The 14,956-nt window shown below is 73.3% G+C and carries 14 protein-coding genes and 2 tRNA genes; 14 read left to right on the top strand and 2 right to left on the bottom strand.

Translation table 11 applies throughout. The features are described from left to right. Window positions 1–9 precede the first annotated feature (9 nt). Entirely contained in the window at window positions 10–912 is a 903-nt protein-coding gene (locus IEX42_RS05655) for an SCO6745 family protein (RefSeq protein ID WP_188778912.1), read from the bottom strand. A gap of 163 nt (window positions 913–1,075) precedes the next feature. On the opposite strand from IEX42_RS05655, the gene IEX42_RS05650 reads away from it, so the two are divergent. From IEX42_RS05650 to IEX42_RS05590, 14 genes are all read left to right on the top strand, one after another. Continuing rightward, entirely contained in the window at window positions 1,076–2,017 is a 942-nt protein-coding gene (locus tag IEX42_RS05650; protein ID WP_229660627.1) for a hydroxymethylglutaryl-CoA lyase, read from the top strand. Continuing rightward, window positions 2,014–3,240, top strand: coding sequence for a CaiB/BaiF CoA transferase family protein (locus IEX42_RS05645; RefSeq protein WP_188778910.1), 1,227 nt, complete (start codon window positions 2,014–2,016; stop codon window positions 3,238–3,240). The genes IEX42_RS05650 and IEX42_RS05645 overlap by 4 nt, the downstream gene beginning before the upstream one ends. Further along, complete coding sequence (locus tag IEX42_RS18110; RefSeq protein WP_229660626.1) at window positions 3,237–4,469, top strand: thiamine pyrophosphate-binding protein; 1,233 nt, start codon at window positions 3,237–3,239, stop codon at window positions 4,467–4,469. The genes IEX42_RS05645 and IEX42_RS18110 overlap by 4 nt, the downstream gene beginning before the upstream one ends. Beyond that, window positions 4,394–5,545, top strand: coding sequence for a transketolase-like TK C-terminal-containing protein (locus IEX42_RS18105; protein WP_229660957.1), 1,152 nt, complete (start codon window positions 4,394–4,396; stop codon window positions 5,543–5,545). Before IEX42_RS18110 ends, IEX42_RS18105 begins: the two co-directional genes overlap by 76 nt. Before the next feature lie 52 nt (window positions 5,546–5,597). Continuing rightward, on the top strand, window positions 5,598–6,566 hold the full coding sequence (locus IEX42_RS05635; RefSeq protein ID WP_229660625.1) for an AraC family transcriptional regulator: 969 nt from the start codon (window positions 5,598–5,600) through the stop codon (window positions 6,564–6,566). A 162-nt stretch (window positions 6,567–6,728) separates the two neighbouring features. Next, complete coding sequence (locus IEX42_RS05630) at window positions 6,729–8,222, top strand: aldehyde dehydrogenase (RefSeq protein ID WP_229660624.1); 1,494 nt, start codon at window positions 6,729–6,731, stop codon at window positions 8,220–8,222. Between the two features lie 227 nt (window positions 8,223–8,449). Continuing rightward, window positions 8,450–9,274, top strand: a complete 825-nt coding sequence (locus tag IEX42_RS05625; RefSeq protein ID WP_188778908.1) for a fumarylacetoacetate hydrolase family protein — start codon at window positions 8,450–8,452, stop codon at window positions 9,272–9,274. Continuing rightward, a complete protein-coding gene (gene gltX, locus IEX42_RS05620; protein ID WP_188778907.1) occupies window positions 9,267–10,739 on the top strand; it encodes a glutamate--tRNA ligase in 1,473 nt (490 codons plus the stop codon). Before IEX42_RS05625 ends, gltX begins: the two co-directional genes overlap by 8 nt. Next, a complete protein-coding gene (locus IEX42_RS05615) occupies window positions 10,736–11,704 on the top strand; it encodes a CPBP family intramembrane glutamic endopeptidase (RefSeq protein WP_188778906.1) in 969 nt (322 codons plus the stop codon). Before gltX ends, IEX42_RS05615 begins: the two co-directional genes overlap by 4 nt. Window positions 11,705–11,793: 89 nt before the next feature. Then, a tRNA-Gln gene (locus IEX42_RS05610) sits at window positions 11,794–11,865 on the top strand. A 77-nt stretch (window positions 11,866–11,942) separates the two neighbouring features. Further along, window positions 11,943–12,015, top strand: a tRNA-Glu gene (locus tag IEX42_RS05605). A 68-nt stretch (window positions 12,016–12,083) separates the two neighbouring features. Continuing rightward, entirely contained in the window at window positions 12,084–12,914 is an 831-nt protein-coding gene (locus tag IEX42_RS05600; protein ID WP_188778905.1) for a DNA-3-methyladenine glycosylase family protein, read from the top strand. Between the two features lie 10 nt (window positions 12,915–12,924). After that, window positions 12,925–13,413, top strand: coding sequence for a methylated-DNA--[protein]-cysteine S-methyltransferase (locus IEX42_RS05595; RefSeq protein WP_188778904.1), 489 nt, complete (start codon window positions 12,925–12,927; stop codon window positions 13,411–13,413). A gap of 11 nt (window positions 13,414–13,424) precedes the next feature. Beyond that, the gene (locus IEX42_RS05590; protein ID WP_229660623.1) at window positions 13,425–14,147 is read left to right on the top strand and encodes a transporter substrate-binding domain-containing protein; all 723 of its coding nucleotides are present in this window, start codon (window positions 13,425–13,427) and stop codon (window positions 14,145–14,147) included. 37 nt (window positions 14,148–14,184) lie between these two features. Here IEX42_RS05590 and IEX42_RS05585 read toward each other — a convergent pair whose 3' ends face one another. Next, a complete protein-coding gene (locus tag IEX42_RS05585; RefSeq protein ID WP_188778903.1) occupies window positions 14,185–14,907 on the bottom strand; it encodes an IclR family transcriptional regulator in 723 nt (240 codons plus the stop codon). Window positions 14,908–14,956: the final 49 nt, after the last annotated feature.

Genomic DNA, 14,956 nt, shown 5'->3' with positions numbered 1-14,956 from the left:
CGCGTCGGCTCAGCCCGCCGCCCGCTTGTACGGGTCGGGCGGGAACCAGCCGTGCTCGACGACCCGGTCCGCCCACCGGCCCAGCTGGTCGAGGAGCGCGTCGAGGTCGTCAGCGAGCGCTTCCAGCACCGGCTGCTGGGCGGCGTCGGTGGCGGCCTCGACCTGCTCGCGCAGGGCGAGGCCCGCCTCGGTCAGCGCGGGCCCGTCGACCAGGCCGTGTCGCTGCAGCGTGGAGTCGGCCGCGGCCATCTGCTCGGGTGACCAACCTCGGGAACCTGCGTACGCCTGGGGCTCCCAGCCGATCCAGCGCTCGGTCAGCAGGTTGGCCTGGATCCCGTCGACGCCGGCCGCGACGAGCGCGGCCAGGTGGCTGTCGCCGCGGTGCTCGCGCAGCAGCGAGCAGGCGAGCCACAGCTGTGCCCACGGGTCCTCCGGCTCCTCGAGTCCGGCGAGCCCGGAGAACAGCGCACGTCCGGTGCCGTCGCCGGTCAGCGCCGCCGAGCGCAGAGTCCTCGCCACGGTCGCGACGTCGTCCGTCGGTTCCCCGAGGACCGTACGCAGCGCCTCGCTCACACCCGCGACACGGGCGGCGCGGACCTCGGTCAGCGTGCAGGCCCTCCGCCCGGCGTCGTACGCCCCGGCGACCAGGCTCGGCTCGAAGACCCCGAAGGCCGCTGCCACGACCCCGGCGTCGGGCTCGCCGAGGACGCTGGCTCGGCCCCAGACGTAGCCGGAGAGAAAGTCCAGGCCCTGTGCCGCGAGCGCGTCGTAGGCCGGCTCGCTCCAGTAGACGATGCCGGCCAGCGGCTCGACGGCGTCGCGGAGCCGGCGCGCCGGGGTGGTCCAGGTCAGCGCGGCCGCCTCACCCTCGCGCGGCGCGAAGAAGGCCTCTCGTGCCTCGGTGTAGTCCATGGCCCGATCGTGGTGCCGTGAGGCGAGGAGCGCCACGGCTGCGGCCGAAGTCTGCGTCAGGCGGATGCAGGGGCGCACGCACCGGCTGGGCGAGTGGGGTGTGCCCGCACCTAGCCTGGGATCGAGAGGCACCGCCAGCAGTCCGACGATCGAGGAGCAGCACGTGTCCGAGTCCGGCGTCGAGATCGTCGAGGTGGGCCCGCGCGACGGACTCCAGAACGAGGACCGGACGCTCCCGGTCGCCACGCGCGTGAAGATGCTGCGGCGCCTGGTCGTCGGCGGGACGCGCCGCGTCGAGGCGGTGAGCTTCGTCCACCCCGACCGGGTGCCGCAGATGGCCGGCGCGGAGGAGGTGCTCGACGGGCTGGCCGCGACCGGTGTGGTCGCGGAGGACGTCCGTCTGATCGGTCTCGTGCTCAACGACCGCGGTGCGCAGCGCGCCGCCGCCACCTCGTGCCGGGAGATCAACGTCGTCGTGCCGGTCACCGACGAGTTCTGCCGGCGCAACCAGGGCCGGTCGGTCGAAGGGATGCTCGAGCAGGCGGCCGCCGCCACCCAGACGGCCCGCGCCGCCGAGATGGGGGTGAGCGTCACGCTCGCGGTGGCCTTCGGCTGTCCCTTCTCCGGCACGGTAGGGGTGGACCGGGTCGCCGAGGTGCTGGACCGGGTGCTGGCGATGGGTGTGGACGAGGTCGCCTTCGCCGACACCATCGGCGTCGGGGTGCCCAGCCAGGTCACGTCGTACGCTGCCCTGCTGCCGACGGGCGCCTCGACCCCCGGGCTGCGCTACCACTTCCACAACACCCGGAACACGGGGTACGCGAACGCCTGGACCGCCGCCACCCTCGGCCGACCGGTGGCGCTGGACTCCTCGGTCGGCGGCTTCGGCGGCTGCCCCTTCGCGCCGGCCGCGACCGGCAACATCGCCACCGAGGACCTGCTCTACCTGCTGACCCGCGGCGAGGTGCCCGTGACCGGGCCCGTCCAGGACCTCCTCGGCCTCACCGACGTCTCGGCGTGGCTCTCGAAGGAGCTGGACAGCAGCGTCGATGCGCTGCTCGGGCGCGCGGGTGGCTTCGGCGGCGTGGGGGAGGAGCCGTCGTGAGCGAGGGCTTCGACCCCTACCGCCCGCTGGCCGGGCTGCGCGTGGTCGAGCTGGGCAACTACATCGCCGCGCCGACCGCCGGGCGCCTGCTCGCCGACTTCGGGGCCGAGGTGGTCAAGGTCGAGCGCCCGAGGACCGGCGACGAGGTGCGTCGCTGGCGGTTGTACGCCGGCGAGACCTCGATGCTCTACCGCACCCTCAACCGGGGGAAGAAGTCGGTCGAGCTGGACCTGCGCAGCCCCGAGGGGCTGGCTGCGGTCGAGGCGCTGATCGCCGGGTCCGACGCGCTGCTGGAGAACTTTCGTCCCGGCACCCTGGACAGGTGGGGCCTGGACGCCGCGCGCCTGACCGAGCTGAACCCGGAGCTGGTCGTCGCCCGCGTCTCGGCCTTCGGTCAGAGCGGCCCGCTGGCCTCCCGCCCCGGCTTCGCCGCCGTCGCCGAGGGTTACGGCGGCCTGCGGGAGCTGGTCGGTGAGCCGGACCGTCCGCCGTCTCGCGTCGGGGTCTCGATCGGCGACTCGATCGCGGGCCTGTACGCCGGCTTCGGGATCGTGATGGGGCTCTTCGACCGCGAGCAGCGGCGCCGCGCGGGCGCGGAGACCGTCGGTCCGGCGACCCGACACGTCGACGTCGCTCTGCACGAGGCGGTCTTCTCGATGATGGAGTCTCTGGTCCCCGACCTCTCGGCGTACGACGTCAGTCGGCAGCGGACCGGTGGCCGGATGGAGGGCATCGCCCCCTCCAACGCCTACGTGTGCGCGGACGGGCAGTCGGTGGTCATCGCCGGCAACGGGGCCTCGATCTTTGGCCGGTTCATGACCGCGATCGGGCGCGAGGACCTGGCAGCCGACGCGACGCTGGCCGACAACAACGAGCGGTGGAAGCGGCGCGACGAACTGGACGAGGCGATCGGGCAGTGGACCCGGGCCCACGACCGGGAGGAGGTGCTCGGCGTGCTGGAGGAGGCCGACGTGCCGGCCGGGCCGATCTACACCGCCGCCGACATCGTCACCGACCCGCAGTACGCCGCCCGCGACATGGTGCAGCAGCTGCCCGTCGAGGTAGCCGGGGAGACCCGGGACGTCGCCTTCCCCGGCATCGTGCCGCTGCTCGGTGACCGGTCGCTGCCCGTTAGCCACGTCGGTCCGGACCTCGGCGCCGACACCCATGCCGTGCTCGGTGCGCTGCCGGCTGCGGTGTGCCCGTGCGCGGAGTGCCGATGACCGACCGCATCGACGTCCTGCGCTTGATCTCGCGTCAGGTGCGCTGGCTCTCCGCGGCGATCGTCGACGCCGCCAACCGCGGCCGGCCCGACGACAGCGGCGTCAAGACCGGCGGCCACCAGGCCTCGTCGGCGTCGATGGTCGACATCGCGGTCGCGCTGTGGTTCGACCAGCTGTCCTCGCGCGACCGGATCTCGGTCAAGCCGCACGCGTCGCCGGTGCTGCACGCGGTCAACCACCTGCTCGGCGACCTGGACGCGACGTACCTGCCCACCCTGCGCGCCGAAGGCGGGCTGCAGTCGTACCCGTCGCGCTCCAAGGATCCCGACACCGTCGACTTCTCCACCGGGTCGGTCGGCATCGGTGCGACGGCGACGGTGTGGGCCGCGATCGCGCACCGCTACCTGCGTTCCCACGTCCCGGAGGTCGAGCCGGCCGGTCGGTTCGTCGCGCTGCTCGGCGACGCCGAGCTCGACGAGGGAGCGATCTGGGAGGCGGTGGCCGACCCGCAGGTGGCACGGCTCGGCGAGGTGCTCTGGGTCGTCGACATGAACCGCCAGTCGCTGGACCGGGTGGTGCCCGACATCGCGATCGCCCGCTTGGAGGCGATGTTCGAGGCCGCCGGCTGGCAGGTGCTGACGCTGAAGTGGGGGCGTCTGGTCTCGGCCCTCTTCGAGCGCGAGGGCGGTGAGGAGCTGCGCCGGCGACTGGAGGAGATGCCGAACGAGGAGTACCAGCGGATGCTCCGTGTCGCGCCCGACGACGTAGCCGACCGACTCCTGGCCGGCCAGGACGGTGCAGCCGCGCTCACCCGACTGGTGCTCGACGTGCCCGCCGAGCAGCTCGCCGCCGCGGTGCGCGACCTGGGTGGACACGATCTCGGCCTGCTCGTCGACACCTTCGCCGCCGACGTGGACGACGACCGGCCGACCGTCGTGTTCGCGTACACGGTCAAGGGCCGCGGCCTGCCCACGGAGGGGCACCCGCAGAACCACTCGGCGCTGCTCTCCGAGGAGCAGATGCGCACCCTGGCCCACGACTGCGGCACCGACCTCGACGACCCGTGGGCGCCGCTGGAGCCCGGCGACGCCGCGGACCTGTGCGACGTACGGCGACGAGTGCTCGCGCGCGAGCCCGCGACGGCCGCCCGACGCTGCGCGTCCCGCGCGACCTCGGGCACGCCCACCGCAAGCCGGTCTCCACCCAGACCGCGCTGGGCCGGCTCCTGACCGACCTGGTGCGCGACGCGCCGGAGGTGGCCGCACGGGTGGTCACCTGCAGCCCCGACGTCGCGTCCTCGACCAACCTCGGCGGCTGGATCAACAAGTCCGGCGTGTGGTCCACGACCGACCGGCGGGACTGGTTCGCCGACGACGACGAGCGGCTGCTGCGCTGGGCCGAGGGCAGCACCGGCCGGCACGTGGAGCTGGGCATCGCCGAGGTCAACCTGGTCGGCCTGGCCGCCGAGCTCGGCGCGACCTGGTCGCGCTGGGACCAGCGGCTGATCCCGGTCGCCACGCTCTACGACCCGTTCCTCGCCCGAGCGCTGGAGCCCTGGTCGTTCGGGATGTACGCCGGAGGCCAGTCCATCGTCGTCGGCACCCCGTCGGGGGTGACGCTGGCTCCGGAGGGCGGCGCCCACCAGTCGGTCACCACGCCGTCGATCGGGCTGGAGCAGCCGTGCTGCGTGGCCTGGGAGCCGGCCTTCGCCCAGGACCTGGAGTGGTGCCTGCTGCACGCGATGGATCGGGTCGGGGTGGCTGGGGGGACGTCGTCGTACTTCCGGCTGAGCACGCGCCCGCTGGACCCGGCCGCCGCGTGCGTCCCCGAGGAGCCGGAGCTGCGTGAGCGCCGGCGACGGGAGGTCGTCGCGGGCGGCTACCGCCTCAGTGCACACCGGGCCGCGGAGGACGACGTCACCCTCGTCGGGGTCGGCGCGGTGCTCCCGGAGGTGCTGGCGGCGGCGGACCTGCTCGGCGAGCGTGGAGTACGTGCCGGCGTGATCTGCCTGACCAGCCCGGACCTGGTGTTCCGGTCCTTCCAGCAGCGCGGCAGCCGCGACGCGGGTGACGGCTCCGGGGTGCTGGACCTGCTGCTGCCGCCCGGCCACCCCACCCCGCTGGTCACGGTGCAGGACGGCCACCCGCACACCCTGGCCTTCCTGGCCGGCGCGCGCGGTGACCGGATCCGCTGCCTCGGGGTGAGCGAGTTCGGCCACTCCTCGGGGCTTGCCGACGCGTACGCCCACCACCGGCTCGACGCCGGTGCCGTCGCAGGGGCGGCGCTGGACCTGCTCGGCCGGTGAGACCCGCCCGATAGCATCGTGCGTGAGCGGAGTCACACGGCGGAGGTGGAGCGTGATCGAAGCACTGGCCGGCTCACCGGTGGTGCACACCCACAGCCTGGAGGAGGCGCGGGAGGCGGTCACGCGCGTCTACCTCCCGCACCGCCTCGACGGGCGCCGCGACGAGATCGACATGCGACTCAACGCGGTCAGCGACCCCGTGCTGACCCTGGGCTACCTGACGTACGGCGGCGAGACGGCGCTGCACATGCCCGCCACGGAGTCCTGCTACCACGTCAACCTCGACGTCGCGGGCCAGACCTGGGCCGACCGCAGCGACGGCGCGGTGGCGCACACCCGGCCGCACCAGGGCGGCACGGTGCTCACCCCGACCGAGGACACCACGGTCCGCTGGTCCGGTGACGCCGAGCAGCTGATCCTCAAGGTCTCGCGCGCGCGGATGGAGAGCCACCTCTGCGACCTGCTCGGGCGCCCGGTCTCCGAGCCCGTCCGCTTCGACCTGGCCCTGGACCTCACGGGCGAGGAGGGGCAGGCCCTGCTGCGCAGCGTCGCGTTCCTCGCCGCCGAGCTGGACCGCCCGGGTGCCCTGGAGGCGACCCTGGCCCGCACCCAGCTGGAGTCGTACGTCCTCACCCGGTTGCTGATGGCCGGGCACCACCAGTTCAGCGACGCCCTGCGGGGCCACGACGACAGCACGCGGCTGGGGCGGCTCGCGCCCGTGGTGGCATACGTCGACGAGCACGCCGACACCGAGCTCACGCCGGCCGTGCTGGCCCGGGTGGCGTGCGTCAGCGTGCGCACCCTGCACGCCGCGTTCCAAGAGCGGCTGGGGGAGTCCCCGATGAGCTACGTGCGCCGGGTACGCCTGGAGAAGGTGCGCGCCGAGCTCCTGGAGGGTGATCCCGCGACGACCCGGGTCACCGAGGTCGCCACCCGGTGGGGGTTCTTCCACCAGTCCCGCTTCGCCCAGCAGTACCGCCGCCACACCGGCGAGCTGCCCAGCCGCACGCTGCTGCGCTGACCTGCCGGGCCGGCCCGGTGGCAGGTCTCTCGGCGGACACCTGGGCTGACACCTGGGCCGGGCTGCTGCGCTGAGGTGACCGCGGCGGGCGCCGAGCGGATATCCGCCGCCCGGATCAGTGCCTAACGTCGATCGGGTCAGTCCCGGACCCGAGGAGATCTTGTGACCACCACCAGCGAGCGCACCGACCTGGAGACCTTCGGCCTGTTCATCGACGGGAAGGTCGTCGACGCGCGGTCGGGGCGCACCTTCACCTCGCAGAACCCCTACACCGGGCAGCCATGGGCCACGCTCGCCGACGGTGGCCCCGAGGACGTCGACCGCGCGGTCGCCTCGGCCCGCGCCGCCTTCGAGGGCGAGTGGGGTGCGAAGAGCGGCTTCGAGCGCGCCACGATCATGCGCGACGTCGCCACCGCGATCACCGAGAACGCCGAGCGCCTCGCGCTGCTGGAGGTCCGCGACTCGGGGAAGCTGATGCGAGAGATGCGCGGGCAGCTCACCGGCCTGGCCAACTGGTACACCTATTTCTCCGGCCTGGCCGACAAGCTCGAGGGTCGAGTCGTGCCGCAGCTCGCGCCGCAGACATACTTCGGCTACACGCTGCGCCAGCCGGTCGGCGTCGTCGGCGCGATCACGCCGTGGAACTCCCCGCTGCTGCTGCTCACGTTCAAGCTCGCCCCGCTCCTGGCCGCCGGCTGCACCTGCGTGTGCAAGCCGTCGGAGCACTCCCCGGCCTCGACGGTCGCCTTCGCGCAGGTGCTGCACGAGGCCGGTCTGCCCGCCGGCGTGCTGAACGTCGTCACCGGCTGGGACCGCTCGACCGGGGAACGGCTGGCCGGCCACGAGGGCGTGGACAAGGTCGCGTTCACCGGCTCGACAGCGACCGGTGCGGCCGTCGCCAAGGCGGCGGCGGCCAACATCAACAAGGTCACCCTCGAGCTGGGTGGGAAGTCGCCGCAGGTGGTCTTCGCCGACGCCGATCTCGACGCCGCGGCCAACGGGCTGGTCGCCGGCGTCTTCGCGGCCACCGGCCAGACGTGCATGGCCGGGTCGCGGCTGATCGTGCACGAGTCGGTCAAGGACGAGCTGGTGACCAAGGTCGCCGAGCGGGCCGACACGATCGTCCAGGGCGACCCGACCGAGGCCGAGACCGAGATGGGCCCGGTGGCCAACCAGCCGCAGTACGAGAAGGTGCTCGGCTACCTCCAGGGCGCTCGGGACGAGGGCTGGACGATCGCCGCCGGCGGTGGGCCCAACGAGGAGCTCGGTGGGCTGTTCGTACGACCCACCGTCGTGGTCGCCGACCCCGAGGCGACGATCGTCAAGGAGGAGGTCTTCGGGCCGGTGCTCTCGGCGTACACCTTCACCGACGAGGACGACGCGATCCGACTGGCCAACGACACCGACTACGGCCTCGCCGGCGCCGTGTGGACCAAGGACGTGCACCGCGCGCACCGGGTGGCCGCGCGGATCAACGCCGGCACGGTGTGGGTCAACGCCTACCGCGTGGTCGCGCCGAACATGCCCTTCGGGGGCTTCGGGAAGTCCGGGATCGGACGCGAGAACGGCATCGAGGCGGTCGACGAGTACCTCCTGACGAAGTCGGTGATGGTGGAGCTGACCGGGGGCACCCGGGACCCGTTCGCCCTCGGCTGAGCGTGCGTCGAGGGTGGTGTCGACGCGCTCCCTTCGACAGGCTCAGGACATCGCGCTGGCGCTCGCCGCGCGGGAGGTGGTCGAGCCTGACCGAGCGCTAGCGAGGGAGGACGTCGAGACCAACGGCAGGTCGGTGGGTGGGGTGGTTTCGACGCGCTCGCTGCTCAACCACCCGTGCTCGACCGCCTCGTCGCTCGCGCGGACGGCCACTGGCTAGGGTCGAGCACGTGCGCATCGCGAGATTCACCACCGGAGAGGACCCGCAGTACGCCGTCGTGACCGGCGAGGTCGACGAGAACGGCGTCCCCGATCCCGAGAGCGTGGTCGTGCCGCTGGCCGGCGACCCGCTCTACGTCGGCGTCAAGCCGCTGGAGCAGCAGCTGAAGCTCGAGGACGTACGCCTCCTCGCGCCGGTGCTGCCGCGCAGCAAGGTCGTCGGGATCGGCAAGAACTACGCGGCGCACGCCGCCGAGATGGCCACGGGCGACGACCCGGAGCCGCCGAAGGAGCCGCTGCTCTTCCTCAAGCCGAACACCTCGGTGGTCGGTCCCGGCGACCCGGTCTTCTACCCGACCCAGTCCAGCAACGTGCACTTCGAGGGCGAGCTGGCCGTCGTGATCGGGCGGATCTGCCGCGACGTCCCGCCGGAGAAGGCCACGGACGTGATCCACGGCTACACCGTCGGCAACGACGTCACGGCGCGCGACCTGCAGCGCAGCGACGTGCAGTTCACCCGCGGCAAGGGCTTCGACTCCTTCTGCCCCCTCGGTCCCTGGATCGAGACCGACCTGGACCCGAACGACTTCGCCGAGGGGCGCCGCGTGCGGACCTGGCTCAACGGCGAGCTCAAGCAGGACGGGTCCACGGCGGACCTGATCCACGACGTCCCGACGCTGCTCTCCTACGTCTCCTCGGTGATGACCCTGCTGCCCGGCGACGTGATCCTCACCGGCACGCCGGCCGGTGTCGGCCCGATGGAGGTCGGCGACGAGGTCGAGATCTCCGTCGAGGGCATCGGCAACCTGGTGAACACGGTGGTGAGCCGTGGCTGAGGGAGTCCGCGTCCGATTCTGCCCCAGCCCGACCGGGTCGCCGCACGTCGGCTTCGCGCGCACCGCGCTCTACAACTGGGTCTTCGCCCGCCAGCACGGGGGCACGTTCGTGTTCCGCGTCGAGGACACCGACAAGGAGCGCAGCACCCAGGAGTCGTACGACGGGATGCTCGGCGCGATGCGCTGGCTCGGGCTGGACTGGGACGAGGGGCCGGAGGTCGGTGGGCCGCACGCGCCGTACCGGCAGAGCGAGCGCGGCGAGGTCTACACCGACGCGCTGCGGCGGCTGCGCGAGTCGTCGTACACCTACGACTGCTACTGCACCACGCAGGAGGTCGACGAGCGGCGCAAAGCCAGCGGCTCGAAGATCCAGGGGTACGACGGCTTCTGCCGCGACCTGAGCCCGGAGCAGGTGAGCCGCTTCGAGGCCGAGGGGCGGCGGCCGGTCGTGCGGTTCCGGATGCCCGACGGGTCGGTCACCTGGGACGACCTGGTGCGCGGCGAGGTCACCTTCGAGACCGCGCACGTGCCCGACTTCGCGCTCTGCCGAGCCAACGGCGACCCGCTCTACACCCTCGTGAACCCCGTCGACGACGCCACCATGGGGATCACCCACGTGATCCGCGGCGAGGACCTCCTCTCCAGCACGCCGCGCCAGATCCCGCTGCACCGGGCGCTGGTCGATCTCGGGCTCTCCGCGGCGGTGCCGGCCTTCGGCCACCTGCCGCTGGTGACGGGCGAGGGCAACAAGAAGCTCTCCAAGCGCGACCCCGAGGCCCACCTGTTCATGTACCGCGACGACGGGTTCCTGCCCGAGGGGCTGCTGAACTACCTCGCGCTGCTGGGCTGGGCGATCGCCGAGGACCGCGACGTCTTCACGGTCGCCGAGATGGTGGAGGCCTTCGACATCGCTCGGGTCAACCCCAACCCCGCCCGCTTCGACCTCAAGAAGGCCGAGGCGATCAACGGTGACCACATGCGGATGCTCTCGACCGAGGAGCTGACCGGGCGGATCGTGCCGTACCTCCAGGGCGCCGGCGTGCTCGCCGATCCCGTCACCGACGAGCAGTCCGCGCTGCTGGCCGCGGCGGTCCCGCTGGTGCACGAGCGCATCAACAAGCTGACCGAGGCCGCGCCGATGCTGGGCTTCCTGTTCGCCGACACGGTCGAGTACGACGACGCCGACGTCGCCAAGCTGCTCGACGAGGCCGGCCAGGAGGTGGTGCGTGCCTCGCGGGAGGCGCTCGCCGCGCTGGGGGAGTGGACCACCGAGGCGATCGAGGCCGCGCTGCGCGAGCGGCTGGTCGAGGGCCTCGGGCTGAAGCCACGCAACGCGTTCGGTCCCGTGCGCGTCGCCGTCACCGGACGCCGGGTCTCCCCGCCGCTGTTCGAGAGCCTCGAGCTGCTCGGTCGCGACGAGTCCCTGGCCCGGCTCGACGGTGCGCTCGAGGTCGCCGCCGGGTGAGCACGCAGGAGCCGGCTCCCGGCACCGGCTACGCACAGCTGCAGCGGACGCCGTCGTACGCCGTCTGGCAGCCGGTGCTCGGTGCCGTCGCCCTGCTCCTCGCGGTGTTCGTGGTGGCGTCGCTGGTGCTCGGGATCACCCTGCTGCCACTGGCCGTGCTCGTGCAGACGGCGTTCACGGGGCAGGGCTTCGTGGCGGCGTACTCCGACGCCGCCTCGCTCGACCCGGTCACGCCCGCGGGCATGCTCTACCTCAACCTGACGCTGGCCTCCGGCACGCTCGTCGCGATCGCGCTGACGGCCTGGGTGCACCGGCTGCGGCCGGGGTTCCTCACCTCGGTGGCCGGGCGCGTGCGGTGGCGGCTGCTCGGGGCGTGCGTCGGGCTCTCGGTGGTCGTCCTCCTCGTCTCGCTGCTCGTCGGCGCGCTGCTTCCGGGCGCGAACGAGACGACCCCGTCGGCGACGGCCGACGGCGGCGCCTGGGACGGCACGAAGGTCGCCCTGGCGCTGGTCATCCTGCTCACGACCCCGCTGCAGGCGGTGGGGGAGGAGCTCGTCTTCCGGGGCTACCTGATGCAGGCGATCGGGGCGGTCACGGGAACGCGGTTCGGCAGCGCCGTGGCCGTGGTCGGTACGGCGCTGGTCTTCGCGCTGGCCCACGGCGCCCAGAACCCGCCGCTGTTCGTCGACCGGTTCGCCTTCGGTCTGCTCGCCGGCTACCTCGTCGTCCGCACCGGCGGGCTGGAGGCCGGCATCGCGCTGCACGTGCTGAACAACATCGTCGCCTTCGGGCTCGCCCTGGCCGTCGGCGACGTCACCGAGTCGCTCACCGTGAGCTCCGTGCCGTGGTCGAACATCGTCGTCACGGTGGTGCAGAACGGCCTCTACCTGGTCCTCGTCCTCGCGGTCTTCCGGCGGCTCGGCCTGGTCGACCGGACCACGCGCGCCGCCACCGTGACGGCGTGATCGGGCGATTGGTGGCGACGTGCGTGGACGTGTAACGTCTGCTCCCGGTCCTGATGGTCGCCGAGCGTGACCGAGGGGCCGAGATCCCATGGGGTATGGGGTAATTGGCAGCCCGACTGGTTCTGGTCCAGTTAGTCTAGGTTCGAGTCCTAGTACCCCAGCGAGAAGCCGATTTGGCCGCTCCGTCGCTGCGACGGTACGGTTCAACGGTTGCTCAGCAACACAGCATCACCATCGGGCCCCCGTTGTGTAGTGGCCTAGCACGCCGCCCTCTCACGGCGGTAGCGCCGGTTCGAATCCGGTCGGGGGTACGCAGCAGATCAGCTCAGGCCAGGCGGCCGGTCCCGCGCGGACCGGCCGCCTGGCTAGTTTTGGTCCCATGCCCCGGCTCGAGGTCACGCGGCCGTTCGCGGCCGGTGCGCTGACCCACTTCTGGGCCATGGGCTGCGTCGAGGGCGTCGAGGCGATGGTGGGCGCGACGTACCACCGCAGCCTGCGGGGGCCGCACGGTCCCGGCGTCGTCGCGCTGACGGCCCACGACGACCACGTCGCGGTCGACTGGCAGGGCGACCCGCGCGACGAGGGCCGCGCACTGGACTGGGCGCGGGGCATGGCCGGGGCCGACGACGACCCGGCGCCGGCGGACGCGGCGCTCGGCGCCCACCCCCTGCTGGCGCCGCTGGTGAGGGCGACGCCCGGGCTGCGGGTGCACGTCGACGACGACGTCTTCGGGGTGCTGGTCCGCTCGGTCCTCGGCCAGCAGGTGTCGGTGAAGGGGGCGCGCACCCTGACGGCGCGGATGGTCGCCGCGGTGGGGGAGGAGATCGCCCGCGAGGGCCCGGTGACGCACGCTTTCCCCTCGCCCGAGGCGGTCGCCCGGCTGACGCCCGAGGACTTCGCCATGCCCCGGGCCCGCGGCCGGGCGCTGGTCGGGCTCGCTCGCGCGGTCGCCGACGGCGAGCTCGACCTGGACTCGCCGACGCTGCGTGCGGACCTCCTCGCCCAGCCGGGCATCGGGCCCTGGACGGTCGCGCACCTCGCCCTGCGCGCGCTCGGGGACCCCGACGCGTTCCTGCCGACCGACATCGGCGTACGACGCGCCGCCGAACGGCTGGGCACCGACCTTCCCGCCGTGGTCGCGGCGTCCCCCGGGTGGCGGCCGTACCGGTCGCTCGCACTCACCCACCTCTGGCTGGTCGCGACGACGTAGGGTCGCGGCCGTGTGGACCAGCGTGGACTCGCCCGTCGGGCCGCTGCGCGTGGTCACCTCGCCCGGCGCCGGCGAGGCGGTCGCCGCGATCGAGTTCGACCCGTGGACCAACGCCGTCGGACGCCCGGTCGGTGACCGTGCCGACGGGTACGGCGTGCTGGGCAGGGCGCGCGAGCAGCTCGACGCCTACTTCGCCGGCACGCTGGACGCCTTCGACCTGCCGCTGGCGGCCGGTGGCACCGCGTTCCAGGAGCGGGTCTGGGCCGCGCTGGCGAGGATCCCGTTCGGCGAGACCACGTCGTACGGTGCCCTCGCGCTCACCCTCGGCCTCACCGGCCACGGCGCCCGTGCGGTCGGGCTGGCCAACGGCCGCAACCCGATCCCGGTCGTGGTGCCCTGCCACCGCGTCGTCGGCGCGGACGGTCGGCTGACCGGCTACGCCGGCGGCCTCGACCGCAAGCAGTGGCTGCTCGCCCACGAGCAGCACGCGCTCTTCTGAGGAGACTCGCCGTGACGGACCCCGACCTGCTGGCCGAGATCGCCCCGACCGGGCGGCTGCGCGTGGCGATCAACTACGGCAACATCGTGCTCGCCCAGGAGCAGGCTGACGGCACGCCCGGCGGCATCTCGGCCGTGCTGGCCCGCGAGCTGGCCGAGCGGCTCGGGGCGGAGATCGACTTCGCGACGTACTCCTCGGCGGGTCAGGTCACCGCCGCCCTCGCCGACGCACCCTGGGACCTCGCCTTCCTCGCCGTCGACCCCAAGCGCGCGGAGACCATCGCCTTCACCGCGCCGTACGTCGAGATCGAGGGCACCTACCTGGTGCCGCAGGCCTCCTCCTGCGCCGCCTGCGCGGAGGTCGACGCCCCGGGTGTCCGGGTCGCGGTGGGGCAGGGGACGGCGTACGACCTCGCGCTGAGCCGCACCGCCGAGCACGTCGAGCTGGTCCGGTACGACACGTCGCCCGCGGCCGTGGACGCGTACCTCGCCGGGGAGACGGATGTGGTCGCCGGCGTGCGCCAGCCGCTCGACCGCGCGGCCGCGGCCCACGCGGGTCACCGGGTGCTCGCGGACCGGTTCACCGCGATCGGGCAGGCGATGGCCGTGCCGCGCGGGCGCGACGCCGCGCTGTCCTACGTCAGCGCCTTTCTTGCCGAGGTGCTCGGCTCGGGCCGGGTCACGCAGATCCTCGCCGACACCGGCCAGGACCCGGCGCTCGCGGCCCAGGGGTAGCCCAGACGGCTGCCGGCCCGGCGCTCGTGGGGGTTGCTCAGTCGGCCGCGGCGCGGCGCAGCGACTCGGAGAGCCGCTCGGCGGCGGCGAGAACGGCCGGTGCGTGCATCCGGCCGGGCTGGCGCGAGAGCCGCTCCAGCGGCCCGGAGACCGACACGGCGGCGATCACCTTGCCGGAGGGGGAGCGGACAGGCGCGGACACGGACCCCACGCCCTGCTCGCGCTCGCCGACCGACTGCGCCCAGCCGCGGCGGCGGATGCCGGACAGCGCGGTGGCGGAGTACGCGGCGTTCTCCAGCCCGCGCTGCATCCGGTCCGGCTCCTCCCAGGCCAGCAGCACCTGGGCGGCGGACCCGGCGCGCATGGTCAGCTGGGAGCCGATCGGGATGGTGTCGCGCAGGCCCGACGGACGCTCGACGGCCGCCACGCAGATGCGGTGGTCGCCCTGCCGGCGCCAGAGCTGTGCGGACTCGCCGGTGATGTCGCGCAGCCGGGCGAGCACGGGCCCGGCGGTGGCCAGCAGCCGGTCCTCGCCCGCGGCGGCGGAGAGCTCGGAGAGGCGGGGGCCGAGGACGAAGCGACCCTGGAGGTCGCGGGCGACGAGCCGGTGGTGCTCCAGGGCGACCGCGAGGCGGTGGGCGGTGGGACGTGCCAGGCCGGTGCCGGCGACCAGGCCGGCGAGGGTTGCTGGTCCGGACTCCAGGGCGGTGAGCACCAGCGCCGCCTTGTCGAGTACGCCGACGCCGCTGCCCTTGTCCATATGGCAATACTGCCGTCTCAGGAAATGGGACGCAACCACTAGAGTGACC

The organism is Marmoricola endophyticus, assembly GCF_014644415.1.
In the GTDB taxonomy this organism is placed as follows: Bacteria; Actinomycetota; Actinomycetes; order Propionibacteriales; family Nocardioidaceae; genus Marmoricola; species Marmoricola endophyticus.
This window is presented reverse-complemented; position numbering and strand designations above follow the sequence as displayed.